At 67.2% G+C, this 26,462-nt stretch carries 27 protein-coding genes and 2 tRNA genes; 16 read left to right on the top strand and 13 right to left on the bottom strand.

Going from position 1 to position 26,462, the window contains the following annotated elements:
• Positions 1-11: 11 nt before the first annotated feature.
• The 4 genes from pcnB (at position 12) to E5P3_RS23175 (ending at position 3,807) form a co-directional block, all read left to right on the top strand.
• Positions 12-1,583, top strand: coding sequence for a polynucleotide adenylyltransferase PcnB (gene pcnB / locus E5P3_RS23190; RefSeq protein WP_162588102.1), 1,572 nt, complete (start codon positions 12-14; stop codon positions 1,581-1,583).
• 1 nt (position 1,584) lies between these two features.
• Positions 1,585-2,046 carry a 2-amino-4-hydroxy-6-hydroxymethyldihydropteridine diphosphokinase gene (folK, locus tag E5P3_RS23185; protein WP_232073282.1) on the top strand — a complete coding sequence of 154 codons (462 nt, stop codon included), beginning with the start codon at positions 1,585-1,587 and terminating at the stop codon, positions 2,044-2,046.
• A 93-nt stretch (positions 2,047-2,139) separates the two neighbouring features.
• Positions 2,140-2,784 (top strand): DUF47 domain-containing protein, encoded by a 645-nt coding sequence (locus E5P3_RS23180; RefSeq protein WP_162588100.1) that lies wholly within the window; start codon positions 2,140-2,142, stop codon positions 2,782-2,784.
• 12 nt (positions 2,785-2,796) lie between these two features.
• Positions 2,797-3,807 (top strand): inorganic phosphate transporter, encoded by a 1,011-nt coding sequence (locus tag E5P3_RS23175; protein WP_162588099.1) that lies wholly within the window; start codon positions 2,797-2,799, stop codon positions 3,805-3,807.
• A gap of 7 nt (positions 3,808-3,814) precedes the next feature.
• Here the strand turns inward: E5P3_RS23175 and E5P3_RS23170 are convergent, their stop codons facing one another.
• Positions 3,815-4,261, bottom strand: coding sequence for a hypothetical protein (locus E5P3_RS23170; RefSeq protein WP_162588098.1), 447 nt, complete (start codon positions 4,259-4,261; stop codon positions 3,815-3,817).
• On the bottom strand, positions 4,258-4,779 hold the full coding sequence (locus tag E5P3_RS23165; RefSeq protein ID WP_162588097.1) for a GNAT family N-acetyltransferase: 522 nt from the start codon (positions 4,777-4,779) through the stop codon (positions 4,258-4,260). Before E5P3_RS23165 ends, E5P3_RS23170 begins: the two co-directional genes overlap by 4 nt.
• 167 nt (positions 4,780-4,946) lie before the next feature.
• Here E5P3_RS23165 and rpsP point away from each other — a divergent pair, with 167 nt between their 5' ends.
• From rpsP to hisC, 7 genes are all read left to right on the top strand, one after another.
• A complete protein-coding gene (rpsP, locus tag E5P3_RS23160; protein WP_068676152.1) occupies positions 4,947-5,210 on the top strand; it encodes a 30S ribosomal protein S16 in 264 nt (87 codons plus the stop codon).
• Positions 5,211-5,226: 16 nt separating this feature from the next.
• Positions 5,227-5,781 (top strand): ribosome maturation factor RimM, encoded by a 555-nt coding sequence (gene rimM / locus E5P3_RS23155; RefSeq protein ID WP_162588096.1) that lies wholly within the window; start codon positions 5,227-5,229, stop codon positions 5,779-5,781.
• An 18-nt stretch (positions 5,782-5,799) separates the two neighbouring features.
• Positions 5,800-6,546, top strand: coding sequence for a tRNA (guanosine(37)-N1)-methyltransferase TrmD (gene trmD / locus E5P3_RS23150; RefSeq protein WP_162588095.1), 747 nt, complete (start codon positions 5,800-5,802; stop codon positions 6,544-6,546).
• 98 nt (positions 6,547-6,644) lie between these two features.
• Positions 6,645-7,025 (top strand): 50S ribosomal protein L19, encoded by a 381-nt coding sequence (gene rplS, locus E5P3_RS23145; RefSeq protein WP_093106411.1) that lies wholly within the window; start codon positions 6,645-6,647, stop codon positions 7,023-7,025.
• A 165-nt stretch (positions 7,026-7,190) separates the two neighbouring features.
• Positions 7,191-7,910 carry a CoA pyrophosphatase gene (locus E5P3_RS23140; RefSeq protein WP_162588094.1) on the top strand — a complete coding sequence of 240 codons (720 nt, stop codon included), beginning with the start codon at positions 7,191-7,193 and terminating at the stop codon, positions 7,908-7,910.
• Between the two features lie 54 nt (positions 7,911-7,964).
• Positions 7,965-8,966, top strand: a complete 1,002-nt coding sequence (locus tag E5P3_RS23135; protein WP_162588093.1) for a CobD/CbiB family protein — start codon at positions 7,965-7,967, stop codon at positions 8,964-8,966.
• A gap of 20 nt (positions 8,967-8,986) precedes the next feature.
• The gene (gene hisC / locus E5P3_RS23130; RefSeq protein WP_162588092.1) at positions 8,987-10,066 is read left to right on the top strand and encodes a histidinol-phosphate transaminase; all 1,080 of its coding nucleotides are present in this window, start codon (positions 8,987-8,989) and stop codon (positions 10,064-10,066) included.
• Positions 10,067-10,081: 15 nt separating this feature from the next.
• Here hisC and E5P3_RS23125 read toward each other — a convergent pair whose 3' ends face one another.
• From E5P3_RS23125 to E5P3_RS23110, 4 genes are read right to left on the bottom strand one after another with little or no spacing between them, the layout of a single operon-like run.
• Complete coding sequence (locus E5P3_RS23125; RefSeq protein ID WP_162588091.1) at positions 10,082-11,203, bottom strand: glycosyltransferase family 4 protein; 1,122 nt, start codon at positions 11,201-11,203, stop codon at positions 10,082-10,084.
• Positions 11,200-12,159, bottom strand: coding sequence for a ribosome small subunit-dependent GTPase A (rsgA, locus tag E5P3_RS23120; protein WP_162588090.1), 960 nt, complete (start codon positions 12,157-12,159; stop codon positions 11,200-11,202). Before rsgA ends, E5P3_RS23125 begins: the two co-directional genes overlap by 4 nt.
• A gap of 17 nt (positions 12,160-12,176) precedes the next feature.
• Positions 12,177-12,515, bottom strand: a complete 339-nt coding sequence (locus tag E5P3_RS23115; protein ID WP_162588089.1) for a 4a-hydroxytetrahydrobiopterin dehydratase — start codon at positions 12,513-12,515, stop codon at positions 12,177-12,179.
• 59 nt (positions 12,516-12,574) lie between these two features.
• Positions 12,575-13,846: a M48 family metallopeptidase gene (locus tag E5P3_RS23110; RefSeq protein ID WP_232073280.1), complete on the bottom strand. Its 1,272-nt coding sequence runs from the start codon at positions 13,844-13,846 to the stop codon at positions 12,575-12,577.
• Positions 13,847-13,911: 65 nt separating this feature from the next.
• Between E5P3_RS23110 and orn the strand changes: the two genes are divergently transcribed.
• From orn to E5P3_RS23095, 3 genes are all read left to right on the top strand, one after another.
• Positions 13,912-14,508 carry an oligoribonuclease gene (gene orn, locus E5P3_RS23105; protein ID WP_162588088.1) on the top strand — a complete coding sequence of 199 codons (597 nt, stop codon included), beginning with the start codon at positions 13,912-13,914 and terminating at the stop codon, positions 14,506-14,508.
• Between the two features lie 223 nt (positions 14,509-14,731).
• The gene (locus tag E5P3_RS23100; RefSeq protein ID WP_162588087.1) at positions 14,732-16,540 is read left to right on the top strand and encodes a DEAD/DEAH box helicase; all 1,809 of its coding nucleotides are present in this window, start codon (positions 14,732-14,734) and stop codon (positions 16,538-16,540) included.
• 207 nt (positions 16,541-16,747) lie between these two features.
• Positions 16,748-18,193 carry an NAD-dependent succinate-semialdehyde dehydrogenase gene (locus E5P3_RS23095; RefSeq protein WP_162588086.1) on the top strand — a complete coding sequence of 482 codons (1,446 nt, stop codon included), beginning with the start codon at positions 16,748-16,750 and terminating at the stop codon, positions 18,191-18,193.
• A 141-nt stretch (positions 18,194-18,334) separates the two neighbouring features.
• Here the strand turns inward: E5P3_RS23095 and E5P3_RS23090 are convergent.
• A tRNA-Lys gene (locus E5P3_RS23090) sits at positions 18,335-18,410 on the bottom strand.
• A gap of 64 nt (positions 18,411-18,474) precedes the next feature.
• Positions 18,475-19,656, bottom strand: a complete 1,182-nt coding sequence (bktB, locus tag E5P3_RS23085; protein WP_162588085.1) for a beta-ketothiolase BktB — start codon at positions 19,654-19,656, stop codon at positions 18,475-18,477.
• Positions 19,657-19,772: 116 nt separating this feature from the next.
• Between bktB and E5P3_RS23080 the strand changes: the two genes are divergently transcribed.
• Positions 19,773-20,480, top strand: a complete 708-nt coding sequence (locus tag E5P3_RS23080) for an SDR family NAD(P)-dependent oxidoreductase (RefSeq protein WP_162588084.1) — start codon at positions 19,773-19,775, stop codon at positions 20,478-20,480.
• Positions 20,481-20,533: 53 nt separating this feature from the next.
• Here E5P3_RS23080 and E5P3_RS23075 read toward each other — a convergent pair.
• From E5P3_RS23075 to E5P3_RS23060, 4 genes are all read right to left on the bottom strand, one after another.
• Positions 20,534-20,609: transfer RNA gene (locus E5P3_RS23075), tRNA-Ala, on the bottom strand.
• Between the two features lie 52 nt (positions 20,610-20,661).
• Complete coding sequence (locus tag E5P3_RS23070; protein WP_162588083.1) at positions 20,662-21,639, bottom strand: GMP reductase; 978 nt, start codon at positions 21,637-21,639, stop codon at positions 20,662-20,664.
• Positions 21,640-21,868: 229 nt separating this feature from the next.
• Positions 21,869-22,312, bottom strand: coding sequence for a protein kinase domain-containing protein (locus tag E5P3_RS23065; RefSeq protein WP_162588082.1), 444 nt, complete (start codon positions 22,310-22,312; stop codon positions 21,869-21,871).
• A gap of 199 nt (positions 22,313-22,511) precedes the next feature.
• Complete coding sequence (locus E5P3_RS23060; protein WP_162588081.1) at positions 22,512-22,997, bottom strand: hypothetical protein; 486 nt, start codon at positions 22,995-22,997, stop codon at positions 22,512-22,514.
• A gap of 223 nt (positions 22,998-23,220) precedes the next feature.
• Here E5P3_RS23060 and E5P3_RS23055 point away from each other — a divergent pair, with 223 nt between their 5' ends.
• Positions 23,221-25,584 carry a UvrD-helicase domain-containing protein gene (locus E5P3_RS23055; protein ID WP_162588080.1) on the top strand — a complete coding sequence of 788 codons (2,364 nt, stop codon included), beginning with the start codon at positions 23,221-23,223 and terminating at the stop codon, positions 25,582-25,584.
• Positions 25,585-25,639: 55 nt separating this feature from the next.
• Here E5P3_RS23055 and E5P3_RS23050 read toward each other — a convergent pair whose 3' ends face one another.
• On the bottom strand, positions 25,640-26,443 hold the full coding sequence (locus tag E5P3_RS23050) for a BPSS1780 family membrane protein (RefSeq protein ID WP_162588079.1): 804 nt from the start codon (positions 26,441-26,443) through the stop codon (positions 25,640-25,642).
• Between the last annotated feature and the right edge of the window lie 19 nt (positions 26,444-26,462).

Below are 26,462 nucleotides of genomic sequence, written 5' to 3'. Positions count from 1 at the left end.
GAAGCTTTCCAATGATCAAGAAATTCATCGACAAACTCCTGGGCAAGTCCGGCGTCGCCGGCTCTGGCGGCAAGAACCGCTTCGGCAAGCGCCAGGAGGTGCCGGCCTCCGTGCACGGCATCGACCCCCAACTGGTGGACGAGCGCGCCAGGAACGTGGTCACCACGCTGCAGGACGCCGGCTACGAGGCCTACGTCGTCGGCGGCGCGGTGCGCGACCTGCTGCTGGGCTTGCGCCCGAAGGACTTCGACGTGGCCACCAACGCCACTCCCGAGCAGGTCAAGAGCCTGTTCCGGCGTGCCTTCATCATCGGCCGGCGCTTCCGCATCGTGCACGTGGTGTACGGCCGCGGGCGTGAGCACGAGGTGATCGAGGTCTCGACCTTTCGCGCCTACATGGACAGTGCCGGCGCCGAGCAGGTGGCCGGCAACGAGCGCACCAGCAAGGGCGAGCTCGCCGGCATGAAGCACGCGGTGGACGCCAGCGGCCGCGTGTTGCGCGACAACGTCTGGGGCCCTCAGGAGGAAGACGCCGCGCGGCGCGACTTCACCATCAATGCGATGTACTACGACCCGGCGAGCCAGATCGTGGTCGACTACCACAACGGCATCAAGGACGCCAAGAAGCTCACGCTGCGGATGATCGGCGACCCGGTCACGCGTTACCGCGAGGACCCGGTCCGCATCATCCGCGCGATCCGCTTCTCGGCCAAGCTGGCAGCGCTGGGCTTCTCGCTGGAGCCCAAGACCGGGACCCCGCTGGTCGAATGCAGCAAGCTGCTGGCCGATGTGCCCCAGAGCCGCCTGTTCGACGAGATGCTCAAGCTGCTGCAGACCGGCCACGCGGTGGCGACGGTCGCGCAGCTGCGCAAGTTGGGCCTGGCGAGCGGCATCTACCCGTTGCTCGACGTGATCGTCGAGCGTGCCGACCAGCCCTTCGTCAAGGCCGCGCTGCAGGACACCGACCGCCGCGTGGGCGAGGGCAAGCCGGTGGCGCCGAGCTTCCTGCTGGCCTGCGTGTTGTGGGCCGACGTGCGCGACGGCTGGGCGCAACGCGCCGAGGGGCGTCATGGCCAGCGCCCGCAGGCCTCCTTCCCAGCCTTGCAGGATGCCATCGACGACGTGTTCAACGCGCGCATCGGCGACGTCTCGGGGCGCGGCAAGCTGGCGGCCGACATGCGCGAGATCTGGATGATGCAGCCGCGCTTCGACAAGCGCAGCGGCGCCACGCCCTACAGCCTGGTCGAGCAGGCGCGCTTCCGTGCGGCCTTCGACTTCATGCGCCTGCGCGCCGACGTCGGCGAGGTGAGCGAGGCGATCGCCGAGTGGTGGCAGGAGTTCAGCAGCACCTCTGACGACGTGCGTCGCCAGGACCTGCTGGACCAGGTGCGCGACGAGCAGCACAAGAGAACCCGCCAGCGCGGCCCGGCGCGCAGCGCGGCACCTGCGGCTGCGCAGGCCGATGGCGAGGCCGAGCAGGCGCAGCCGCCTGAGGGCGAGCTCGCCGCCGCCGCACCGCGCAAGCGCCGCCGCCGGCGCAAGCCGCGCACCGGCGGCGAGGCCGGCAGCATTGCGGCCGATTGACGTGACGGCAACGCCGGCCTACGTCGCCATCGGCGCCAATCTCGGCGACGCGCAGGCGACGGTGAGGCGGGCAATGGACGACTTGGCAAGCCTGCCGCGCACCCGGCTCGCCGCGCGCTCCTCGCTCTATCGCAGCGCACCTCTCGAGGCCCAGGGCCCCGATTTCATCAATGCCGTGGTCGAACTGCGCACCGGCCTGGCGCCGCCTGCCCTGCTGGCCGAGCTGCAGCGACTCGAGGCCGAGGCCGGCCGCGAGCGGCCCTACCGCAACGCCCCGCGCACCCTCGACCTCGATCTGCTGCGGCACGGCGACACCACGATGCAGAGCGCGGTACTGACACTGCCGCATCCGCGCATGGGCGAGCGCGCCTTCGTGCTGCTGCCACTGGCCGAGATCGCGCCGGCCCTGGTCTCGGCAGCCCAACTCGCGCGGGTGGCCGGCCAGCGCGTCGAGCGGCTCTGAGCCCGCTTCGGCGATGCGTGCCCATTACACTTGCCAGGTTTTTTTCATGATGGCGTCACGGGTTGGTGATAGCCGAGAACCCAGGAGATCGCCATGTTCGGCAAGCTGCTGCCCCGCGAGGGGAATTTCTTCGAGATGTTCGATCAGCACGCCGATCGCATCGTCGAAGCCGCGCGCGCCTTCGAGCAACTGGTGGGCAACTACAACGACCTGCACTTGCGCGAGCAGTACAACCGCGACGTGGACAACGCCGAACGCGCCGCGGACCGCGTGACGCATGATGTCAATCGGCTCATCCACAAGACCTTCATCACGCCCATCGACCGCGAGCAGATCCACAAGCTGATCAACACGATGGACGACGTGGCCGACCTGATCCAGGACTCGGCCGAAACCATGGCGCTGTACGACGTGCGCCACATGACCGAGGAGATCACCCGCCTCACCGCCCTGAGCACGAAGTGCTGCGAACGGGTGAAGGACGCGGTCAAGCTTCTCGGCAAGGTGAGCGAGCCGGCGACGGCCGAAGCCGCACTCAAGACCTGCGAGGAGATCGACCGCCTTGAATCCGACGCCGACCGCGTGCTGCGCAGCGCCATGAGCAAGCTGTTTCGCGAGGAGCCGGACGTGCGCGAGGTCATCAAGCTCAAGGCGATCTACGAGCTGCTCGAGCGGATCACCGACAAGTGCGAGGATGTGGCCAATGTGATCGAGGGCATCGTCCTCGAGAATTCCTGAGCGCGGCGCCGAATGGAATCGGTCCAGGTCGCCCTCTGGGTGGTGGTGGTGCTGGTCGCGCTGGCCATCGCATTCGACTTCATGAACGGCTTCCACGACGCGGCGAATTCGATCGCCACGGTCGTGTCCACCGGCGTGCTCAAGCCCGGGCACGCGGTGGTGTTCGCCGCCTTCTTCAACCTGGTCGCGGTCTTCGTCTTCCACCTCAGCGTGGCGGCGACCGTCGGCAAGGGCATCGTGCAGCCGGGCGTGGTTGACGTTCACGTGGTCTTCGGGGCGCTGGTGGGCGCCATCAGCTGGAACCTTCTCACCTGGTATTACGGCATTCCCAGCAGCTCGTCGCATGCGCTGATCGGCGGCATCGTGGGCGCGGTGATCGCCAAGGCCGGTGCCGGCGCTCTCATCGCCGCGGGGATCTGGAAGACGGTGGCTTTCATCTTCGTGTCGCCCTTGCTGGGCTTCCTGCTCGGCTCGATCATGATGGTGCTGGTCGCGTGGGCCTTCCGCCGCTCGACGCCCTCGCGCGTGGACCGGTGGTTCCGCACGCTGCAATTGGTCTCTGCCGGCGCCTACAGCCTGGGCCACGGCGGCAATGATGCGCAGAAGACCATCGGCATCATCTGGATGCTGCTGATCGCGACCGGCTACTCCGCCGCCAGCGCGGAGGCACCACCGGCCTGGACTGTGGCGAGCTGCTATGCAGCGATCGCGCTGGGCACCATGTTCGGCGGTTGGCGCATCGTCAAGACCATGGGCCAGAAGATCACCAAGCTCAAGCCGGTGGGCGGGTTCTGCGCCGAAACCGGCGGGGCGTTGACGCTCTTCCTCGCGACCGCGCTGGGCATCCCGGTGTCGACCACGCACACCATCACCGGCGCCATCGTCGGCGTGGGCTCGACGCAGCGCGCCAGCGCGGTGCGCTGGGGGGTGGCAGGGACCATCGTCTGGGCCTGGGTCTTCACGATTCCGGCATCGGCCTTCGTGGCAGCCATCGCCTACTGGCTCGGCTTGCAGATTTTCTGATCGCGGCCTACTGGGAGATCCGGCGCCCCTCTTCGATCTGATGCTCGAAGAAGCGTTGGAAGCTGAAGGCGATGCTGGCCATCAGGATGGTGCTGCCGAAGAACAGGGCCAGTACGACGGCCCCGATGGTGAGCCAGTTGCTGCGTCCGGGCTGGGCATCGGACGCAGCGCCGGCGTTGTAGCGGGCATTCCATTTTTCTGGCGTCATCAAGCCGTAGACGATGGCAGTGAGGGCACAGCCCGCGATCGTGAAGCCCAGCAGCGGCAGCAGCAGCCAGCTCCAGGCGTCGTCCACGCCGTAGAGGCGCACGCGCTCGATGCCGTAGAGCCCGAGGGCTGTCGGGATGGGAAGCAGCCAGCCGAGCGTGCTGCCGAAGCCGCGCAGGTAGAAGCAATGCAGGCCCAGCGGACCGCCGAGGAAGGCGAGCCAGGCGGCTACCGTCTTGTTCTTCATTCGGGGCTCGTCGCGCTGCCTTCGCCCAGCACCTTGTCCATCAGGACCACGTCGCGCCATTGGCCGAACTTCCAGCCGCAGTTCTTCAGCACGCCCACGTGCTCGAAGCCCTGCGCGCGGTGCACGCCGATCGAGCCGGCGTTGGCAGAGTCGCCGATCACCGCGATCAGCTTGCGCACGCCCGCCGACTCGGCAGCCTCGATCAATGCAGCGAGCAACCTGGCCCCCAGTCCCTGGCCGCGCGCGGCCTCGGCCAGGTAGATTGAATCCTCGGCCGAGAAGCGATAGGCGGGGCGCGGCTTGAACCAGTTGCAGTAGGCAAAGCCCAGCAGTTCGCTGTCCCGCTCGGCCACCAGGTAGGGCAGCTTCCTGGCCAACACGTCGGCTCGCCGTGCCGCCATGTCGGCAGCCGTGGGCGGCTCGGTCTCGAAGGTACCGGTGCCGTGCAGCACATGGTGGGCGTAGATGGAGGTGATCGCGGGGATGTCTTCGTCGCGGCTGGGTCGGATGGCGGTCATTCGAAAGGTCCGGCACAGGCCGGGAATGGTGAGGAATATCCCTCGGGCTATAATCGCCGGCTTTTCAGCGTGCGCTGGCCGGGTGGCTATGTCGCGTGTCTCGACGCTGGAAGAACTCCGTGGGCGAACCGTTTTCAGTGTTCGTTGCACCACCCGAAGGATAAATCATGGTCGTGATCCGACTCTCCCGCGGCGGCTCCAAAGGTCGTCCGTTCTTCAACATCGTCGTGTCGGACAAGCGCGTGCGCCGCGATGGCCGATTCATCGAGCGCCTGGGCTTCTACAACCCTACCGCCAAGGACAACGAGGAAGGCATCCGCATCGCGCAGGATCGCCTGGCCTACTGGCAGGGTGTTGGCGCGCAGGCCTCGCCCACTGTCACACGCCTGATCAAGCAGGCCGCCGCCGCGGCCCCCAAGGCGGCCGCCTAAGCCGCCTGCTCCGGCGATGCTGCCCACGCTCGAAGCCGCCGAACTGCCGGCGGATGCGATCGAAGTGGCGCGCATCGCCGATGCCTGGGGTATCAAGGGCTGGTTCAAGGTCCTGCCCCACAGCGCCCAGCCCGAGGCGCTTTTCTCCTCCAAGCGCTGGTTCCTGCAGCCGCCCGGCGGCAAGTCCACCGGCGCCTTCCGGTTGACCATCCGCGAGGCCAAGGAACATTCCGACTGCATCGTCGCCTCCTCCGAAGACGTGCCCGACCGCAACGCGGCCGAGGCGCTGCGTGGCGCGCGTGTGTTCGTGCCTCGTTCAAGCTTTCCGACCGCTGCGCAGGACGAGTACTACTGGGTCGACCTGATCGGCCTTCCAGTCGTGAATCGGGAAGGCGTGACTCTCGGCACGGTTCGCGAGATGCTCGCCAGCGGCCCACAGACCACGCTGGTTCTGGAGGCGCTGGAGAACGGCAAGCCCGTCGAGCGAATGATCCCCTTCGTCTCTGCTTTCATCGACAAGGTGGACCTGTCGGGACGGCTGATCACCGTCGACTGGCAGCCGGACTACTGAGCCGCACCGTCAGCGCCCATGCGCTTCGATGTCATCACCTTGTTCCCCGAGCTGTTCGCGACCTTCCTCGCGACTGGCGTGACGCGGCGTGCCTTCGAAACGGGGCAGATCGAGGTCGTGCCGTGGAACCCGCGCGATTTCGCCGAGGGCAACTACCGTCGCGTGGACGACCGGCCTTTCGGCGGCGGGCCTGGAATGGTCATGATGGCCGAGCCGCTGTCGGCCTGCCTGGATGCTGCGCTCGCCGCGCGCGGGGCCACGGCGCCCGTCGTCATGTTCTCGCCGATGGGCGAGGTCCTGCGGCACAGGGCTGTCGAGCACTGGGCTGCGGGTGATGGGGCGGTCCTGGTATGCGGCCGCTATGAGGGCATCGACCAGCGCTTCATCGACGCCCGGGTGACGCACCAGCTCAGCCTGGGCGATTTCGTGCTCTCGGGCGGCGAAATTCCCGCCATGGCCCTGCTGGATGCGGTGGCCCGGCTGCAGCCCGGCGTGCTCGGCGATGAGGCGAGCCACCTCCAGGACAGCTTCAACCCGGCGCTGGACGGGCTGCTCGACTGTCCCCACTACACCCGCCCCGAGCAATGGAAAGGGCAGGGCGTGCCGGCGGTCCTGCTCTCGGGCCACCATGAGCAGATCGAGCGCTGGCGGCGTGACCAGCGGCTCGCGATCACGCTGCAGAAGCGGCCCGAGTTGGTAGATGCGGCGCGTGCGGCTGGCCGTCTGAGCGCGGCGGACGAAAAGGCGCTTGCGAAAAAGCTATAATTCTCGGTTCCCCGATCCTCTGCCGGCCGCGTCGGCCCAGCCTCTCAGGCTGCAGACGCCCCTTGTGTAGCGCGTGCACGATCGAATCCAGGAAAGCCATGAACCTCATCCAGACCCTCGAGCAGGAAGAAATCGCCCGGCTCGGCAAGAAGATTCCCGATTTCATGCCCGGTGACACGGTCATCGTCAGCGTGAATGTCGTCGAAGGCAACCGCAAGCGCGTGCAGGCCTACGAAGGCGTGGTGATCGCCAAGCGCAATCGCGGCCTCAACAGCGGCTTCACGGTGCGCAAGATCTCCAGCGGCGAAGGCGTCGAGCGCACCTTCCAGACGTACAGCCCGCTGATTGCCGGCATCGAAGTCAAGCGCCGCGGCGATGTGCGCCGCGCCAAGCTGTACTACCTGCGCGAGCGCAGCGGCCGTTCGGCGCGCATCAAGGAAAAGCTCCCCGGCAAGTCCTCCGCAGCAGCAGCTCAGTAAAGAGTGCCTCCTGCCGTGCAAAAAGCCGCCACTCAGGGCGGCTTTTTGCGTTGGTGCCTCGATGAATCAGGGGGACCGTGATTTTTGTCGTGGTGTCGCCTGTCATCCGCTGCGCCGTTTTGCGTTTTACTCTCCAGATCCGACTTGACCACTCCTCCACCTCCCATGCGCGCCGCCCCTGTTGAAGAGAACGTCAATGCCGTCTTGCCGTCGGCGCTGCGGTCCTTCGACCCGCGCCAGGTACCGGTGGTCGGCGTCGACTCCGCGCTCCCCGCTGTTCCGCAGATCCGTTTCGATGCCCAGGCCCTGCGTGCGCGCTTCGCCGCCCCGCCCGCCTGGACGCCCGAACTGCGGCGCGAGCCGCGCCTGACGAGCCGCGTGCCGGCCGCGGCCGCTGTGCTGGTGCCGATCGTGATGCGCGAGGAGCCCACCGTGCTCCTGACCGAGCGCACCGCCAACCTGTCCACCCATTCGGGCCAAGTGGCCTTCCCCGGCGGCCGGGTAGACCCCGAGGATGCCAACATCGCGGCCGCGGCCCTCCGCGAAGCATGGGAAGAGGTTGGCCTCTCGGCCGAGTACATCGAGGTCCTGGGGGCGCTGCCCACCTACACGACGGTCACCTCCTTCATCGTGACGCCGGTGGTCGGGCTGGTGCACCCGGACTTCGAGCTGACCCTCAACCCCTACGAGGTCGCGCAAGCCTTCGAGGTCCCGCTGGCCTATCTGATGAACCCGGCGAACCACCGCCGCCACGCCTTGGTCGACGACCAACTCCAGTCGCGCGAGTGGTTCTCGATGCCCTACCAGGACGGTGCGCACGAGCGCTATGTCTGGGGTGCGACGGCCGGCATGCTGCGCAACCTCTACCGCTTCCTGGCGGCCTAACCCAGCGGTGCGGGAGCTCGGGGGCGCCAGGGGACCACTCGCTATCATCGACGGATGAGCTTCTTCGCGATCCTGTGCGCTTTGCTGATCGAGCAGGTGCGGCCGCTCGCTTATCACAACCCGGTATATGGCGGCGTCCTGGCATGGACCCGTTGGACCAGCCGCAATTTCGACGCCGGCAAGCCGCACCACGGTTGGGTTGCCTGGGGGCTCGCGGTGCTGGTGCCGACGGTGCTCGCTCTTGGGGTGCACTGGCTGCTGGCGCTCACGCTGGGCCTGCCTTTCGCCGTCCTGTGGAGCGTGGCGGTGCTCTACGTCACGCTCGGCTTCAGGCAGTTCAGCCACCATTTCACCGGCATCCGCGACGCTCTGGACGTGGGCGACGAGGCACTGGCCCGCTCGCTGCTGGCCCACTGGCAGCGCGTGGATGCGGCGGACCTGCCCCGCAGCGAGATCGTGCGGCATGTGATCGAGCACTCGGTGATCGCGGCGCACCGCCATGTGTTCGGCGTGCTGGCCTGGTTCTCGATCCTTGCCGCCTTCGGGCTCGGACCGGCCGGGGCCGTGTTCTACCGCATGAGCGAGTTCGTCGCGCGCTACTGGGCGCACAAGAACAACGCCTCGGTCCAGCCCTCCAGCATCTGGGTCCAGGAGGCTGCCGACCAGGCCTGGTCACTGATCGACTGGCTGCCCGCGCGCATCACGGCCATTGGCTTTGCCGTAGTCGGCAGCTTCGAGGAGGCGATCGACTGCTGGCGCAACGATGCCCGGCGCTTTCCCAACGGGAACGACGGCGTGATCCTGGCCGCGACCTCGGGCGCAGTCAATGTGCGGCTCGGCGGTGGCGTGCTCAGCCCGGTGCCGCTGACCGATCCGTTGTCGCGGGCGCAGGCCGGCGACCCGCTCGCTGGGGCACGCGGCCTCGACAGCGGCAGCACCCCGGGGCGCGAGCCCGAGCCGGCGCATCTGCGCAGCGTGGTCGGCCTGGTCTGGCGCTCGGTCGTGATGTGGATGGTGCTGCTGGCGCTGCTCACCCTGGCGCGCCTGTTGGGTTGAGCTCGATCGGATCGATCCCCTTGAGCACCGCGCCCAGCTTCTGGAGCCCGCGCATCGCGGCGCTCGAACCCTATGTGCCGGGCGAGCAGCCGCGCATCGCGAAGCTGGTCAAGCTCAACACCAACGAGAACCCCTTCGGGCCGTCGCCGCAGGTGTTCGACGCCATCCAGTCCGCGGCTTCCGAGGGGCTCGAGCGCTATCCCGATCCCGAATCGGTCGCGCTGCGCGAAGCCATTGCCGCGCGCCATGGGCTGCATGGCTCGCAGGTGTTCGCAGGCAACGGTTCCGACGAGGTACTGGCCCACGCCTTCTTCGCCTTCTTCCAGCAGGCCGAGCCGCTCTTGATCCCTGACGTCACCTACAGCTTTTATCGCGTCTATGCGCAGCTCTACGGCATTGCCTGCGAGCTGCAGCCAGTCGATGCCGGGCTGCGCATCGACGTCCCCGCGATGGCCGCACGCGCCGCAACCGGCTGCGGCGGCATCGTGATCGCGAATCCCAACGCGCCGACAGGCACCGGCCTGCCGCTCGACAGCGTCGCGCGGCTGCTCGAAGCATGCCCGCGGCACGTGGTGCTGGTGGACGAGGCCTATGTGGATTTCGGCGGCGAGAGCGCGCTGCCGCTGATCGAGCGACATCCAAACCTGCTGGTGGTGCAGACCCTGTCCAAGTCGCGGTCGCTGGCCGGGCTGCGCGTGGGTTTCGCCTGCGGACAGGCTCAGCTGATCGAGGCGCTGCAGCGGGTCAAGAACAGTTTCAATTCCTATCCGATCGATCGTCTCGCCAGTGCCGGCGCGATCGCTGCGCTGGCGGACGAGGCGTGGTTCGCCCATACGCGGCACCAAGTCATGGACATCCGCGAGGGCTTGGCCCTGCAACTCGAGGACCTCGGCTTCGAGGTGCTGCCCTCGCAGGCCAATTTCCTGTTCGTGCGCCATCCCGCGCACGATGCGGCGGCACTGGCATCGGCGCTGCGCACACGTGCGGTGCTGGTGCGGCATTTCGACCAGCCGCGCATCGCGCAGTACCTGCGCATCAGCGTCGGCACGCGCGAGCAGTGCGGCGTGCTGGTCGAGGCGCTCTCGGACATCCTGGGTTGAAACCCGGCCGGGCGCTCAGGCCTTGCGAGCGATCCCCTCGAGTAGCTCGATGTACTGGCCGACGAAGCGTCCCGGCATGAAGCTCCCGGCGCGCTCGCGCGCCTTCGCTGCCTGCGTGGCGCGCAGGGCCGGATCGTCCAGCACGCGCTGCATCTGAGCGGCCAGGGCTTCGTGGTCACCATTCGGGAAGGTCAGGCCGGCATCGCCCACGCATTCGGCCAATCCGCCCTGGGCCGACACGATGAGGCTCTTGCCGGCCGCCAGCAACTCCACCGCGACGCCGCCCATGGGCTCGTACCACACCGAGGGGATCACGCCGATCATGCCCTTCGCGACCCATTCGACCAGGCCTTCGCCGGATTGCGCGCCGACGAAGCGTACCGACGATGCGATGCCCAGCTCTGCGACCAGGCGCTCGACCTGTGCTCGCGCGCTGCCGTCGCCGATCAGCAGCAGGCGCGGCCGTCCGGCGTGGCGCTGGTGCAGCCTCGCGAAGGCGCGGACCAGGACGTCCACGCCTTTCTCCTGCACCAGCCTGCCCATGTAGAAGAACTCGTACTCGGCCCCCTCGCGGTCCGCTGCGCGGAAGCGCTCGATCGGAAAGGGGTTGTAGATCTGCACCTGCCGCGGTAGCGGCAGGGCCTGGTTCATCCACTCGGTGATGGCAACGTTGCGCGTCACGCCGAACTTGGCGACGGCGCGGCGCAGCAGCAGCTTCAGGCCCTCCTTCACGCCCCTTGCGTAGCCGCTGCGGCGCGCATGAAAAAGAAAGGAAGCGAACGGCGACAGCGGTGCAGGCTTGCCGTCGACCCAACCAGCGCCATCGATGCAACTGGCCTGGTAGCCCACGTGGACCCAGACGAATGGCTTGCGGTAGAGCAGTACCCAGGGCTGCAGCGCCATGGTGGCGCCGTTGAACAGCACCACGTCGGCCCAGCGCAGCAGCTCCCGTACGCGCCGGCTCGAGGGCTGGCGGATCACCTCGAAGGGAAAGACCTCGACCTCCCGGGTCGCCGTCTGCGTGACCACCTTGCAGTCGATGCCGCGAGCCACGAAGCCTTCGACCAGTGCACGCGACACGGTCTCGACGCCGCCGACCGAGGGATGGAAGACATGGGAGTACAGCAGCACTTTCATCGGTGGCGGGGCTGGCTCAGTTCGGCGAACAGCTCGCCATAGATGCGATAGCGCGAGGGGCTGATCGAGCCCGGGTGGCCCGGCGAGCTCACCTGCGCGATCACGCCGCAGCCCGGCTCGTGGAGATGCGTGCAGTTGTAGAACTTGCACTCGCCGGCGTGCTCGGCGATGTCGGGCATCAGTGACGCGAGCTGCATCGGCTCGATGTGGTTCAGCCCGAATTCCTGGAAGCCCGGCGAATCGATCAGCGCGGTGCTGCGCGCCTCGTCCACCCAGTACCAGGTGGTGCTGGTCGTGGTGTGCTTGCCCGAATTCAACGCCTGCGAGATTTCCGCTGTCGTGGCACGGGCGCTGGGCACCAGCAGGTTGGTCAGCGTGCTCTTGCCCACTCCGGAGGGGCCGAGCACCAGGGTGGTCTTGCCCGCCAGCAGCTTCATCAGGGTCGCGCGATCGACCTCGGGCGAGGCCTTGAGAGACAGCGGCAGCACGCCGTGGTGCATGCGGCGGTAGGGCGCGAGCCGCTCCCAGGCCCGCTCGAAAGACGCCACCACGTCGCTCTTGTTGAGCGCGATGATCGGGGCGATGCGCTCGGCTGCCGCCGCGATCAGCGAGCGCGCCAGCTGCGTTTCCGAGAACTCCGGCTCGGCCGCGATCAGGATCAGCACCTGGTCGAGGTTGGCCGCAAAGGACTTGGTGCGGATCTCGTCCTGCCGGTAGAACAGGTTCTTGCGCGGCTGCAGCTCTTCGATGGTGCCCTCGTCCTCGCTGGCCTGCCACCGCACCCGGTCACCGACCACGGCCAGGCTCTTCTTGCCGCGCGGATGGCAGATGACGCGCTCGCCCTCGGGCGTCTCGACCACGCAATGGCGGCCGTGGCTGGCGACGACGAGCCCGTCGCGCCGTGCCGTGTGCCCGTGGGCATCGCCGCCCGGCCGGGGGCGCGCGGGCTTAGCCAAGGGCGCGGCCCATCGGCTCAGGCAGCCAGCAGGGCATCCGCCTGCGCTGCGCAGTCGAAGTCCGTGGCCGAGAGGCCACCCACGTCGTGCGTGTTGAAGCGCACCACGCAGCGGTTGTAGTGGACCGAGAGGTCGGGATGGTGGTCCTGCTTGTGCGCAACCAGCGCCAGCGCGTTCACGAAGGCGATGGTCTCGAAGTAGTTTGCGAAGCTGAAGGTCTTCTCGATCGCGACATCGGCGCCGTCGCCGGTGAGCTTCCATCCGTCCACCCGGGCCAGGTGGGACACGATCTCCGTCGCGCTCAGCGCGCGCCGCGTCTTCGTCTTCCAGTCGATGGGCTTCAACATGCTGGTCATGATCGTCTTTCCAGGGGTCGGAAGGTGTGAATGAATCCGGCGGGTTCGTTCACACCTTTTCAGGCCGCCGCCATGCGCGCGAGGCGCTCGGTGGCGGGCGGGTGCGAGTAGTAGAACTTGACGAACACGGGGTCGGGCGTGAGCGTCGAGGCGTTGTCCTGGTAGAGCTTGAGCAGCGCCCGCGACAGGTCGGCGCCGTTGGTCTGGGCGATCGCATAGGCGTCGGCCTCGAACTCGTGCCGGCGCGAAATGAGGACCGGCAGCGGCGCGACGAAGAAGCCGAACACCGGCACCGCCAGCATGAACAGCAGGATCGCCAGCGCATCGTTGGGCGCCGCCATGTTGGGCTGCACGCCCAGCCCGGTATAGAACCAGGTATGGCCGGACAGCCAGCCCAGCAGCGCGAAGCCGGCCAGGCTCAGCGCGAACATCGCGGCCATGCGCTTGAGCACATGCCGGTGCTTGAAGTGTCCCAGTTCGTGCGCGAGCACCGCCTCCACCTCGCCCGCGTTGAGCTGGCGCAGCAGCGTGTCGTAGAAGACCACGCGCTTGCTGGCGCCAAAGCCGGTGAAGTAGGCGTTGGCATGCGCGCTGCGCGTGCTGCCGTCCATCACGAACAAGCCCTTGGCCGCGAAGCCGCAGCGCTGCATCAGCGCGGTGACGCGGGCCTTGAGCGTGGCATCGTCCAGCGGCTGGAACTTGTTGAAGATCGGCGCGATGAAGGTCGGGTAGACGAGCATCAGCAGCAGGTTGAAGCCCATCCATGCGCCCCAGGCCCACAGCCACCACAGGCGGCCGGCCGCACCCATCAACCAGAGGATCAGCGCGGCGATCGGCAGGCCGATCACCGCGCCCAGCAGCAGCGCCTTGATGCCGTCGGCCAGCCAGAGCCGCCAGGTCATCTTGTTGAAGCCGAAGCGTTCCTCGAGCCGGAAGGTCTGCCACAAGGTGAAGGGCAGCTCGAGCAGCCCGCCGATCAGCGCGAATGCGGCGATCAGCGCGAGCTGCTGCCACATGCCGCCGCCCAGCGCGTCGAGCAGCAGTTCGTTGAGCAGGTTGAGCCCGCCCAGCAAGGTCCAGCCCAGCAGCACCATCGCGCCCCAGACCATCTCGAGCAAGCCGAAGCGGGTCTTGGCGATCGTGTAGTCGGCCGCCTTCTGGTGTGCGGAGAGCGTGATGGCCTGCGCGAAGGCGGGGGGCACCGCGTCGCGGTGGCGCGCCACATGGCGGATCTGCCGCGTGGCCAGCCAGAATTTCACGATCAGGCCCGCGACCAGCGCGAGCGCGAAGGCGAGGGTGAGCAGCAGCGAAGCGGGCAGGGGAGCGACCATGGCGCAGCGAGTTTAGCCCGCAGGCATGCCCACTCGCGCTCAAGGTCATCGACGACAATCGGCCGATGCCCGATTCCATCGTCACGACCGCAGCCGCGACCGCCGCCACCCTCAAGAAGAGCGACCAGAACCTCGTCTGGCTCGACTGCGAGATGAGCGGCCTGGACCCCGAGAAGGAGCGCCTGCTCGAGATTGCCGTGGTCGTGACCGGCCCCGACCTCACTCCGCGCATCGACGGTCCGGTGCTGGTGATCCACCAGAGCGACGCGGTGCTCGACGGCATGGACTCCTGGAACAAGGGCACGCACGGCCGCAGCGGGCTGATCGACAAGGTCAAGGCCTCCACGCTGGACGAGGCGGCGGCCGAGCAGCAGTTGCTTGAATTCATTGCGCGCTATATCCCGAAGAACGGCTCGCCGATGTGCGGCAACACCATCGGCCAGGACCGGCGCTTCCTGGTCAAGTTCATGCCCAGGCTGGAGGCGTACTTCCACTACCGCAACCTGGACGTCAGCACGCTCAAGGAGCTCGCCAAGCGCTGGAAGCCGGCTGCCTACAACGCCTTCAAGAAGCAGCAGGCCCATACCGCCCTGGCCGACGTGCACGAGTCGATCGAGGAGCTGGCGCACTACCGCGACACCTTCCTGCGGCTGCGGGATTAGGTGAAAACCCCGAAGTCATGCAATAATCGACGGCTTCGCTTTCGGGTAGCCCTTTCAAGCAGGTGCCCAGAGCGCTTCTTGCATCTCCCTATCTTGCACACCGCGCCCACACGAATGGGCCGCAGCCCAGGCGAAAGCCCAGGCTGAAATGTCGTTGGATGGTTGATGTTTTCGCCACCCGACGGGGTGCCGCTCACGGCGGCGCCCGCACTTGGATTTTTCAATGACCGACGCTTTTGAAGCGCAGGGCGAGTTCGTGCCTGTGCAATCCGATGACTTCGCCGCTGTTCGCGGCGAATCGACTTCCATCCCCCACACCGAGGCTTCCGAAGTGCTCGAGGCACTCGACGCCGTCGCACCTGCCGAGACGAAGCAGCCCAACGGCTTCGTCCAGATGGGCCTGGCCAGCGAACTGATCGCCGCCGTCGAGGACCTCGGCTTCACCCAGCCGACCGCCGTGCAGGCGCAGGCGATTCCCCGCGCCATGGGCGCCATCGGCGGGACCGACGGTGCCGCCCGCTTCGTCGACCTGATGGTCTCCAGCCAGACCGGCAGCGGCAAGACCGCCGCCTTCCTGCTGCCCGTGCTGCACACGCTGCTGCAGCGCCAGGCCGAAGCCGCGGCCGCCGCGAAGGCCGAGCACCAGCGCCAAGCCGCAGAGGCCGCTGCCCGCGGTGAAGCGCCGTCCAAGAAGAGCAAGCGCAAGGACCCGACCAACCCGCGCCACTTCAAGGCCGCCACCCCCGGCGCACTGGTGCTGTGCCCCACGCGCGAGTTGGCCCAGCAGGTGGCGCACGACGCGATCGACCTGGTGAAGCACTGCCGCGGTCTGCGTATCGCCAATGTGGTTGGCGGCATGCCCTATCAGCTGCAGATCGCCCGCCTGCAGAACGCCGATCTCGTGGTCGCCACGCCTGGCCGGTTGCTGGACCTGCAGCGCTCGATGCAGATCAAGCTCGACCAGGTCAAGTTCCTGGTGGTCGACGAGGCCGACCGGATGCTCGACCTCGGCTTTGCCGACGACCTGGCCGAGATCAACCAGCTCACCATCGAGCGCCAGCAGACCATGATGTTCAGCGCCACTTTCGCGTCGCGCATCCAGCAACTGGCGCAGCGCGTGATGCGCGAGCCGCAGCGCGTGACCATCGATACCCCCCAGGAGAAGCACGTCAACATCAAGCAGGTGCTGTTCTGGAGCGACAACGCTCAGCACAAGCGCAAGCTGCTCGACCATTGGCTCCGCGACACCAGCATCAACCAGGCCATCGTCTTCTGCAGCACGCAGGTGGAATGCGACGGCCTCGCCGCCGACCTGCAGCAGGGCGGTTTCAGCGCCGTGGCGCTCCACGGCGCGCTGAGCCAGGGCCTGCGCAATCGCCGGCTGATGGCGCTGCGTCAGGGCCAGGTGCAGATCCTGGTGGCCACCGACGTGGCCGCGCGCGGCATCGACGTGCCGACCATCACCCACGTCTTCAACTTCGGCCTGCCGATGAAGGCGGAGGACTATACGCACCGTATCGGCCGCACCGGCCGGGCCGGGCGCGACGGCCTGGCCGTGACCTTTGCCGAGTTCCGCGATCGCCGCAAGATCTTCGACATCGAGGCCTACAGCCGCCAGCCCTTCACGGCCGAGGTGATCCCCGGCCTGGAGCCGCAGCAGCGCTTCCCGCAGGGTCGTCCGCCGGGCGACTTCGGCGGCCGCGGCCGCGAGAACCGCGAGAACCATTCGCGCGACCGCAAGTTCGGCGGCCCGCGCGCCGGCTATGCGAATGCCAGCGGCTTCAATGATCGCGGCCCGGCGCCGCGCAGCCACGCGCCTTCGCGTGGCTTCCAGAGCCAGGCCCCGGGCCAGGCGCAGGGCAGGGGCCGTGACGAGGCCGGTAGCTACGGCCGAAAGCCGGGCTGGGGTGACAGCGCGCCGCGCGCCGGCGCTGGCGCTGGTACCCCTCGCGGCCACGGCGGCGCGCACGGTGGCGCCAAGTCCTTCGTGCCCCGCGACGGGCAGCGCCGCGCCTTCAAGCCGAGCCGCTGAAGCGTCGATCTTCCTGCAAAGCCCGCCTCCCCCGAGGCGGGCTTTTTTGCGTCCGCGACCTCCATGTGGAGGCCAGGCGCGAGGGGCTTTGCCCCGCTCGCGGGGGCGACCCGCCGCGTCGGGCGACAATGGCGCACGGGACGGCCTCGCGCCCGCTCCCGTCCGAATCCGGCATCAACATCCCCCTGAAAGAACCCAAGGACCGACATGAGCACATCGAGCTACGTTGACACCCGCCTCCTGATCAATGGCGAATGGTGCGACGCCGCGAGCGGCAAGACCCTGGACGTCGTCAACCCGGCCACCGGCAAGCCCATCGGCAAGGTCGCGCACGCCGGCATCGCCGACCTGGACCGTGCGTTGGAGGCCGCGCAGCGCGGCTTCCAGGCCTGGCGCAAGATCCCTGCCAACGAGCGCGCGGCCACCATGCGCAAGGCCGCCGGCCTGCTGCGCGAGCGCGCGCCCGAGATCGCCCGCCTGCTGACGCTGGAGCAGGGCAAGCCCTTCGCCGAGGCGCGCGTCGAGGTGCTCGCAGGCGCCGACATCATCGAATGGTTCGCCGACGAAGGCCGCCGCGTCTACGGGCGCATCGTGCCATCGCGCAACCTGGCGGCGCAGCAACTGGTGATCAAGGAGCCGGTCGGGCCCGTGGCCGCCTTCACGCCCTGGAACTTCCCCATCAACCAGGTCGTGCGCAAGCTGGGTGCCGCGCTGGCCACCGGCTGCTCCTTCCTGGCGAAGGCGCCCGAAGAGACGCCGGCCTCGCCCGCGGCCCTGCTGCAGGCCTTCGTCGACGCCGGCGTGCCGCCCGGCACGGTGGGCCTGGTGTTCGGCAACCCCGCCGAGATCTCCAGCTACCTGATCGCGCATCCGATCATCCGCAAGGTCACCTTCACCGGCTCCACCCCGGTGGGCAAGCAGCTCGCCGCCCTGGCCGGCCAGCACATGAAGCGCGCCACGATGGAACTGGGCGGCCACGCGCCGGTGATCGTCGCGGACGATGCCGACGTCGCCCTGGCCGTCAAGGCCGCGGGCGGCGCCAAGTTCCGCAACGCTGGGCAGGTGTGCATCTCGCCGACGCGCTTCCTGGTGCACAACAGCATCAAGGCCGAATTCGCGCAAGCGCTGGTCAAGCATGCCGAAGGCCTCAAGCTGGGCGACGGCCTGGCCGAGGGCACGACCCTCGGGCCGCTGGCCAATGCGCGCCGCCTCACGGCCATGGCCCAGGTCCTGGACGACGCACGGAGCAAGGGCGCGAAAGTCGCGACCGGTGGCGAGCGCATCGGTTCGGTCGGCAATTTCTTCGCCCCCACCGTGCTGACCGACGTGCCGCTGGAAGCCGACGTGTTCAACAACGAGCCGTTCGGCCCGGTCGCTGCCATCCGCGGCTTCGACACGCTGGAGGAAGCCATCGCCGAGGCCAACCGCCTGCCCTTCGGCCTGGCGGGCTATGCCTTCACGCGCTCGTTCAAGAACACGCACCTGCTGTCGCAGCAACTCGAGGTCGGCATGCTGTGGATCAACCAGCCGGCCGCGCCTTCGCCGGAGATGCCCTTCGGCGGCGTCAAGGACTCGGGCTACGGCTCCGAGGGCGGCCCGGAGGCGATGGAGGCCTATCTCAACACCAAGGCCGTGTCGATCATGGCCGCCTGAGGCCGGTTGCGGCCGGACAGGAGACGCGGGCATATTGCCCGCGGCGCGACGGCGGACTGAGGACGCCCGCCCAAACCGCCTCCAAAGAAAAAAGCCCGCCATCTTTGGATGGCGGGCTTTTCAGCGTTGGCGCGGTAATTTTGGTGGGCCCTGAGTGACTCGAACACTCGACCTACGGATTAAGAGTCCGCTGCTCTACCAACTGAGCTAAGAGCCCCTGATCGACATCGCTGTCATTCAGGCAATCCAAAGATTATAGCAAGAATGAATGCGCCCTCGGCTCAGGCGCGTTCGAAGATGCAGGCGATGCCCTGCCCGCCGCCGATGCACATGGTCACCAGCGCGTATCGGCCCTGGATGCGCTCCAGCTCGTACAGCGCCTTGACGGTGATCAGCGCGCCGGTGGCGCCGATCGGGTGGCCGAGGGAGATGCCGGAGCCGTTGGGGTTCACCTTCGCTGGGTCGAGGCCGAGGTCCTGCGAGACCGCGCAGGCCTGCGCGGCAAAGGCCTCGTTGGCCTCGATCACGTCCATGTCCGAAGCCTTGAGGCCTGCCTTCTCCAGCGCCTTGCGCGAGGCCGGCACGGGCCCGATGCCCATGTAGTTCGGGTCGACGCCGGCGAAGGCGTAGGCCACGATGCGCGCCATCGGCTTCAGGCCGCGGCGCGCCGCCTCCCCCTTCTCCATCAGCACCACGGCCGCGGCGGCGTCGTTGATGCCGGAGGCATTGCCGGCCGTCACCGTGCCGTTCTCCTTCAGGAAGGCGGGCTTGAGCTTGGCCATGTCTTCCATCTTCGCGTCGAAGCGCACGTGCTCGTCGGTGTCGAACTGCGTCGGGCCCTTGCGGCTCGGCAGCGGCACCGGGACGATCTGGCTCTTGAAGTAGCCGCCCTCGATCGCCTTCTGCGCACGCTGGTGGCTGGTCAGCGCGGTCTGGTCCTGCGTTTCGCGGCTGATGTTCCACTTCTTGGCCACGTTCTCGGCCGTGACGCCCATGTGGATGTTCTCGAAGGGGTCGTGTAGCGCGCCGATCATCATGTCCACCAGCTTCATGTCGCCCATGCGCACGCCCCAGCGCGCGGTGAGCGAAGACAGCGGAGCGCGGCTCATGCTCTCGGCGCCGCCGCCGACGGCTACCTTCGCGTCGCCGAGCTGGATGCTCTGCGCCGCGCTCACGATCGCCTGCAGGCCCGAGCCGCAGAGGCGGTTGACGGTGAGCGCAGGCGTCTCCTGGGCGCAACCGCCCTCGATGGCCGCCACGCGAGCCATGTACATGTCGCGCGGCTCGGTATTGACCACGTGGCCGAAGACCACATGGCCCACGTCCTTGCCGTCGACCTGGGCGCGCGCGAGCGCTTCCTTGGTCACCAGCGCGGCAAGCCGCGTGGGCGGCACGTCCTTGAGCGCGCCGCCGAAGGTACCGATCGCCGTGCGAACGCCGCTGACAACAACTACTTCTTTCATGACATGTCTCCGGTGCAGTGAAAGGGGAAGAGGAGAGGGAGGGGGAAGGGGCAATGATGCACGTTTCCTGCGTGGCCGCGGCGTTACGATGCCTGCCCCGAACAAGGAGCCGCGAAATGATCGACCCCAACACCTCCCGCCACGTCGTGGTGACAGGCGCCGCCGGCGCCCTGGGCCGCGCCGTCGTGCAGCACTTCCTGGACCAGGGTGCCCGGGTGGCCCTGCTGGACCATCGCATGGAGCACCTGGTCAACGTGTTTCCCGGACTCGACAACTCGCAACATCTGTTGCTCGAGGCGGACGTGACGTCGACCGACGCTATGGGCGAGGCCGGGCGGCGCATCCTGGCAGCGTTCAAGCAGGTCGATGCGCTGGTGCACATCGCCGGCGGCTTCGAGATGGGCGAACCGGTGCACGGGCTGAGCCGCACGGCCTGGGATCGCATGATGGAACTGAACGCCTGGTCCTTCGTCGCGGTCTCGCAGGCGCTGGTGCCCTCGATGATCGAGCGCAAGGCCGGCAGCGTGATCGCCGTCACGGCCAAGGGCGCGGCGCGCGGCACTGCGGCCATGGCGGCCTACATCGCGTCGAAGAGCGCGCTGCAGCGCCTCGTCGAGGCCTCGGCTGCCGAACTGGCGCCGCATGGGATCACGGTGAACAGCATCGCCCCCAGCGTGCTGGACACGCCGGCCAACCGCCAGGCCATGCCCAACGCCCAGCCCGAGAGCTGGGTCTCGACGACCGTGGCGGCCCAGACCATCGGCTTCCTGGCCTCGCCCGCGGCTGCGGCGCTGCACGGCCAGCACCTGACGCTGGACGCCTGAAAGGCCCCAAAGCAAAAAGGCCCCGGCGGATGCCGAGGCCTCATGAGAAAAGTTGGTGGAGAGGATGAGGATCGAACTCACGACCTCCGCATTGCGAACGCGGCGCTCTCCCAGCTGAGCTACCCCCCCAACGCAGGGCGAATTCTAACCAGAATCGAGAGGCCCCGGCGCGGCCGCCCTCTTACATCAGCAGGTGCTCGCCTGCGTTGTCGCCGCCCAGCGTGACGTAGTTGACCTTGCGGATATCCATGAGCTTGCGCCCGCCCGCGTAGCTGATGGAGCTCTGGATGTCCTGCTCCATCTCGACCAGCGTGTCGGCCAGCTTGCCCTTGATCGGCTCCAGAATGCGCTTGCCCTCGACGTGCTTGTACTCGCCTTTGTTGAAGTCGCTGGCCGAGCCGTAGTACTCCTTGAAGAGCGCGCCGTCGACTTCCACCGTCCTGCCCGGCGACTCCTCGTGGCCGGCGAACAGCGAGCCGATCATCACCATCGACGCACCGAAGCGGATGCTCTTGGCGATGTCGCCGTGGTCGCGGATGCCGCCGTCGGCAATGATGGGCTTGGTCGCCACCCGGCCGCACCACTTGAGCGCCGACAGCTGCCAGCCGCCCGTGCCGAAGCCGGTCTTGAGCTTGGTGATGCAGACCTTGCCCGGGCCGATGCCGACCTTGGTCGCGTCGGCGCCCCAGTTCTCGAGGTCGATCACCGCCTCGGGCGTGCCCACGTTGCCCGCGATCACGAAGGCCTTGGGCAGCTTCTTCTTGAGGTAGGCGATCATGTTCTTCACCGTGTCGGCGTGGCCGTGCGCGATGTCGATGGTGATGTACTCGGGCGCCAGGCCCTCGGCGGCCAGGAGGTCCACCGTCTCGTAGTCCGGCTTCTTGACGCCCAGCGAGATGGAGGCGAAGACGCCCTTGGCGTGCATGTCCTTCACGAACTGCACGTTGTCGAGGTCGAAGCGGTGCATCACGTAGAAGTAGCCGTTCTCGGCGAGCCAGGTGCAGATGGTCTCGTCGACCACTGTCTTCATGTTGGCGGGCACTGTCGGGATGCGGAAGGTGCGGCTGCCCAGCGTGACGCTGGCGTCGCACTCGGAACGGCTTTCCACCACGCATTTGCGCGGCAGGAGGAGGATGTTGTCGTAGTCGAAGATCTGCATGGAACCAAGCTCCTGGGAAGGTCGTCGTTGATGAACGAATGAGCGCTTGGTCTGGCCGGCTTTCGGACGCGTCCCGCTAATAGGAAGCGCGCGTAAAAAACCGGGCGCAAGAAACTTGGGCCCGGTGAGCGAGTTTAGTAGCGCGGCGGGTCGGTTGCGAACAGTTGTGCGAATACCGTCCATGCATGAGGGCCAATAAGCCTCGACGCGGCGCCCGCGCGTGGCCGCCTCAACCGGCGTGACTTGCGATCGAAGGATGCGCGAGAACCGCTTGGGCCGAAGGCCGCTTCAGGGGATCCGGATCGAGCATCTCGCCGATAAGCTGATGCAGTCTGTCCGTTGGGTCCAATCCGAGTTGCTTGAATCGAGCGACCCAGCCCTTCTCGGCGAAATCGAGAATAAGGCTGAAGGACTCTGAAACCCATTCGTTTGCAGGGAAGGGCATGACACGTTTAGTGATCTTAAACAGCATCACGCCCAGTGACCATATAGCGGCCCTCTCGGTCACCAATGTGCTTTGGTTCCGTGCCCGTATCATTTCTGGAGCGGTGTAGTCGGACGAGTCGACCACATGATTTCCTTCCATCTGTGCCCGGTCGTGTATCTTGGCTTCCGCCTTCGCCCCAGGCAATCGTGACAGCTCAGCGTCAGCTTTAAATTCCTTGACCGCCACTTCCTTCCCGTCCTCGGACCTGTAGAGAAACGTTGCCGCGTTCCTCCAGCGCCCAAGAGGGTTTTGCGCGAGAAGAGCGTGCCATCGGGGCGCTCGAACTTTCCGTCCTCAACGTGCGTGCACTCTTGGAGCGGTTGCTCAACGGCAGGTGTCACGTCCATCTTGCAGCCACGCATCATCAACTTCACAAGGCTGTCGATCAGATGTCGGGTTCTTCGTCACAGTTCACATCCTTCGGCGAGGCTTCGATCCATTGCTCGGCGAACGCACGGGCCAATGCATAGTTGGGCGGGCTCTCGTCGCCGCGGCTCGCTTCCAGGATGAAGGCCCGGAAATCGGAAGCTGATTTTTTCCTGAACGCGGGCGCAAGCACTTTTAGGGGCAGCCCCAGGACGTCAAGCCTGGCACTTGCCACGACGAACTGAGCGGCACCCTTGACGGCCATGTCACATCGCTGTTGTTCTTCCTTTGCAGCATTGGCCTTCTCCACGTCCTTGATGGCGTCGAGCAGTTGGTGGAGGTCCTTTGCATTGACGGAACCCCATTTCGAGATCTGGCTGCTCACTCGTGTGAGCATTTTGTCCATGCCCGGAGCCTGTTCAGCGCCCGCAACCTGTTTGACTTTGGCTTTGATCAGATCTCCGGCCTGGTTCGCTGCGCGCTTGCGGGTTTCGGTGCGGCCCATCAGCTGGTTCCATCCGTGCTTCAACACGCCGGGCCTTTTTGGTCGCGTCGTGGCGTAGATGTCCGCCTAACTGGCCAGCTTACGAATCAACCGCACGGCTCCCGCAATGCGCGCCACCCTGTGCGAGATGAGTAACGATCCGCCGGAACCTGTTCCATCTGCCCTGCGATCCGCGGGATAGCCCGCCGAGAGCCCTGCAAGACCACGCTTCCTACAATGCACCATGCTGTTCGACGACCCCGCGCCCGCCTCCCCCTTGCTGCAAAACCTCAACCCCGAGCAGCTCGCCGCCGTCACGCTGCCCGCCGGCAACGCCCTGATCCTCGCCGGCGCTGGCTCCGGCAAGACCCGCGTCCTGACCACCCGCATCGCCTGGCTGCTGCAGACCGGCCAGGTTTCGCCTGGCGGCATCCTGGCCGTCACCTTCACCAACAAGGCGGCGAAGGAGATGATGGCGCGGCTCACCGCCATGCTGCCCGTCAACGTGCGCGGCATGTGGATCGGCACCTTCCATGGCCTGTGCAACCGTTTCCTGCGCGCGCACTGGAAACTGGCCGGGCTGCCTTCCACCTTCCAGATCCTCGACACCCAGGACCAGCTCTCGGCCATCAAGCGGCTGATGAAGCAGTTCAACGTCGACGAGGAGCGCTTCCCGGCCAAGCAGACCCAGTGGTTCATCGCAGGCGCCAAGGAAGACGGCTTGCGCCCGCGCGACGTCGAGGCCCGCAGTGAAGACGACCGCAAGAAGGTCGAGCTCTATCAGCTCTACGAGGAGCAGTGTCAGCGGGAAGGCGTGGTCGACTTCGGCGAGCTGATGCTCCGCAGCTACGAGTTGCTGCGCGACAACGACCCGGTGCGCGAGCACTACCAGCGGCGCTTCCGCCACATCCTCATCGACGAGTTCCAGGACACCAACCGCCTGCAATACGCCTGGATCAAGATGCTGGCAGGCCAGACGGTGGAGGGCCGCTTCGTGCCCGGCGACAACAGCGTGCTCGCGGTGGGCGACGACGACCAGAGCATCTACGCCTTCCGCGGCGCGCGCGTGGGCAACATGGCGGACTTCGTGCGGGAGTTCGAGGTCACGCACCAGATCAAGCTGGAGCAGAATTACCGCAGCTACAGCAACATCCTCGACTCGGCCAACGCGCTGATCAGCCACAACAAGAAGCGGCTGGGCAAGAACCTGCGCACCGACCAGGGCCCCGGCGAGCCGGTGCGCGTCTACGAATCCACCAGCGACTTCGCCGAGGCGCAGTGGATGGTCGAGGAGATGCGTCAACTCGTGCGCGACGGCATCGAGCGCAAGGAGATGGCGGTGCTCTACCGCAGCAACGCGCAGAGCCGCGTCATCGAGACCGCGCTCTTCAATGCCGCCGTGCCCTACCGCGTGTACGGCGGCCTGCGCTTCTTCGAGCGCGCCGAGATCAAGCACGCGCTGGCCTACCTGCGGTTGCTGGAGAACAAGGACGACGACACCAGCTTCCTGCGCATCGTCAACTTCCCGCCGCGCGGCATTGGCGCGCGCAGCATCGAGCAGTTGCAGGACGCCGCCCGTGCCGCGGGCCGATCGCTGCACGACGCAGTCGCCGCTGTCGGCGGCAAGGCCGGTGCCAACCTGTCGGCCTTCGTGGCCAAGATCGACGTGCTGCGCGAGCAGACCCAGGGTCTGTCGCTGCGCGAGATCATCGAGCTGGTGCTGCAGCACAGCGGCCTGGTCGAGCACTACCGCAGCGAGCGCGAAGGCGCCGACCGCATCGAGAACCTGGAGGAACTGGTCAACGCGGCCGAGAGCTTCGTCACGCAGGAGGGCTTCGGGCGCGACGCGGTGGCGATGCCGGTGGACGAGCTGCGCCAGTCGCCGGCCAGCCAGGGGCTCGACCCGAACCTGCCGGTCACCGACGAGCCGCTAGCGCCGGACGCCGAGACCGGCGAGACCATGAGCCCGCTGGCCGCCTTTCTGACCCACGCCGCGCTGGAATCGGGCGACAACCAGGCGCAGGCCGGGCAGGACGCGGTGCAGCTGATGACCGTGCATGCGGCCAAGGGCCTGGAGTTTGACTGCGTGTTCATCACCGGCATGGAGGAGGGCCTCTTTCCGCACGAGAACTCGCTGTCGGACCACGAAAGCCTGGAGGAGGAACGCCGGCTGATGTACGTGGCCATCACGCGCGCGCGCCAGCGCCTGTACCTGAGCCATTCGCAGACCCGCATGCTGCACGGCCAGACCCGCTACAACCTCAAGAGCCGCTTCTTCGACGAACTGCCCGAGTCCGCGCTCAAGTGGCTGACGCCGAAGAACCAGGGCTTCACGCCCTCGGCCTTTGGCTACGGTGGGGGCTACGCGAGCACGCGCGGCGCCAGCTACGGCAGCAAGGAGAACTTCGCCAGCCCACCCGTGCCACCGCAGAAGGCCGCGCCTTCGCATGGCCTGCGTTCGGGCATGCAGGTCTTCCACAACAAGTTCGGCGAGGGCACCGTGCTTGCGCTGGAGGGCAGCGGCGACGATGCACGGGCGCAGATCAACTTTCCGCGCCACGGCGTCAAGTGGCTGGCGCTGTCGGTGGCGAAGCTGACGCCGGTTTAGTGCGGGAGCGGAAAGAAGCCTTCGCGTCCTCTGAGTTCCGCTTTCGTTCCCGTACTCAATCCGCCTGGAAGCTGTCCCTGAAGGTGAACCAGGTCGAGCTCAGCGACATGGCCGCCAGCACCAGGGCGCTTCCGATCATCAGCGCGCTGCCGATGGCCGAGGCGCCACCGCCCATGCCGACGGCGCCGACACCGACCAGCACCGTGGCCACCAGCCCGATGGCGATGCCCGCGACCAAGAACACGCCGAACCACGAAAGGCAGAACATCGCGTAGGCGCCGAAGTTGCGGAACAACGCGACCAGGCTGAAGAACAGGCTCTTCACCGGTTCGACGTGATGCCAGTGCACCAGTGCCGGCGCATGCCACATGGCGAGCGAGAGCGGCAGGTTGAGCACCATCACGAACAGGCGCGCGGTCTGGAAGTCGCTGCTGGCCATCACCTCGGGCGAGAGCGTCTCGTCGAGCAGGTAGGCGCGCGCCAGCTGCCCGTCGTCCAACAGGGCCGAGACGCCCACTGCCAGGACGAAATAGGCGGCCGAGATCAGGCCCAGCACGACCATTGGCCGCCACTCGTTGCGCACCGCCTCGGCAGCGGCCGCGAACATGGCCGGCGCGGCCGGCTTCTGCCGGTCGTTGGCATAGGCGACCGAGGTGGCGACCATCAGCCCCAGCGTCATGAAGGGCAGCAGGATCGGGGCCAGCACGCTGCCGATGAGCGGCAGCTGCGAGGCGATCGAGATCGAGGCCATGAACAGGAAGAAGAGCGAAATGAAGGCCAGCGGCTGCCGCCAGAAGGTCTTGAGCCCGAGGCGGACCCATTCGGCGCCGGTACGTGCCGGCACGAGGTTCAGTTTCATGGATGGAGGCCGGGGCTCA

The organism is Variovorax sp. RA8, from assembly GCF_901827175.1.
Classification (GTDB): Bacteria; Pseudomonadota; Gammaproteobacteria; order Burkholderiales; family Burkholderiaceae_C; genus Variovorax.
The sequence above is the reverse complement of the archived record's forward strand: the minus strand, read 5'-3'. Positions and strand labels throughout refer to the sequence as shown.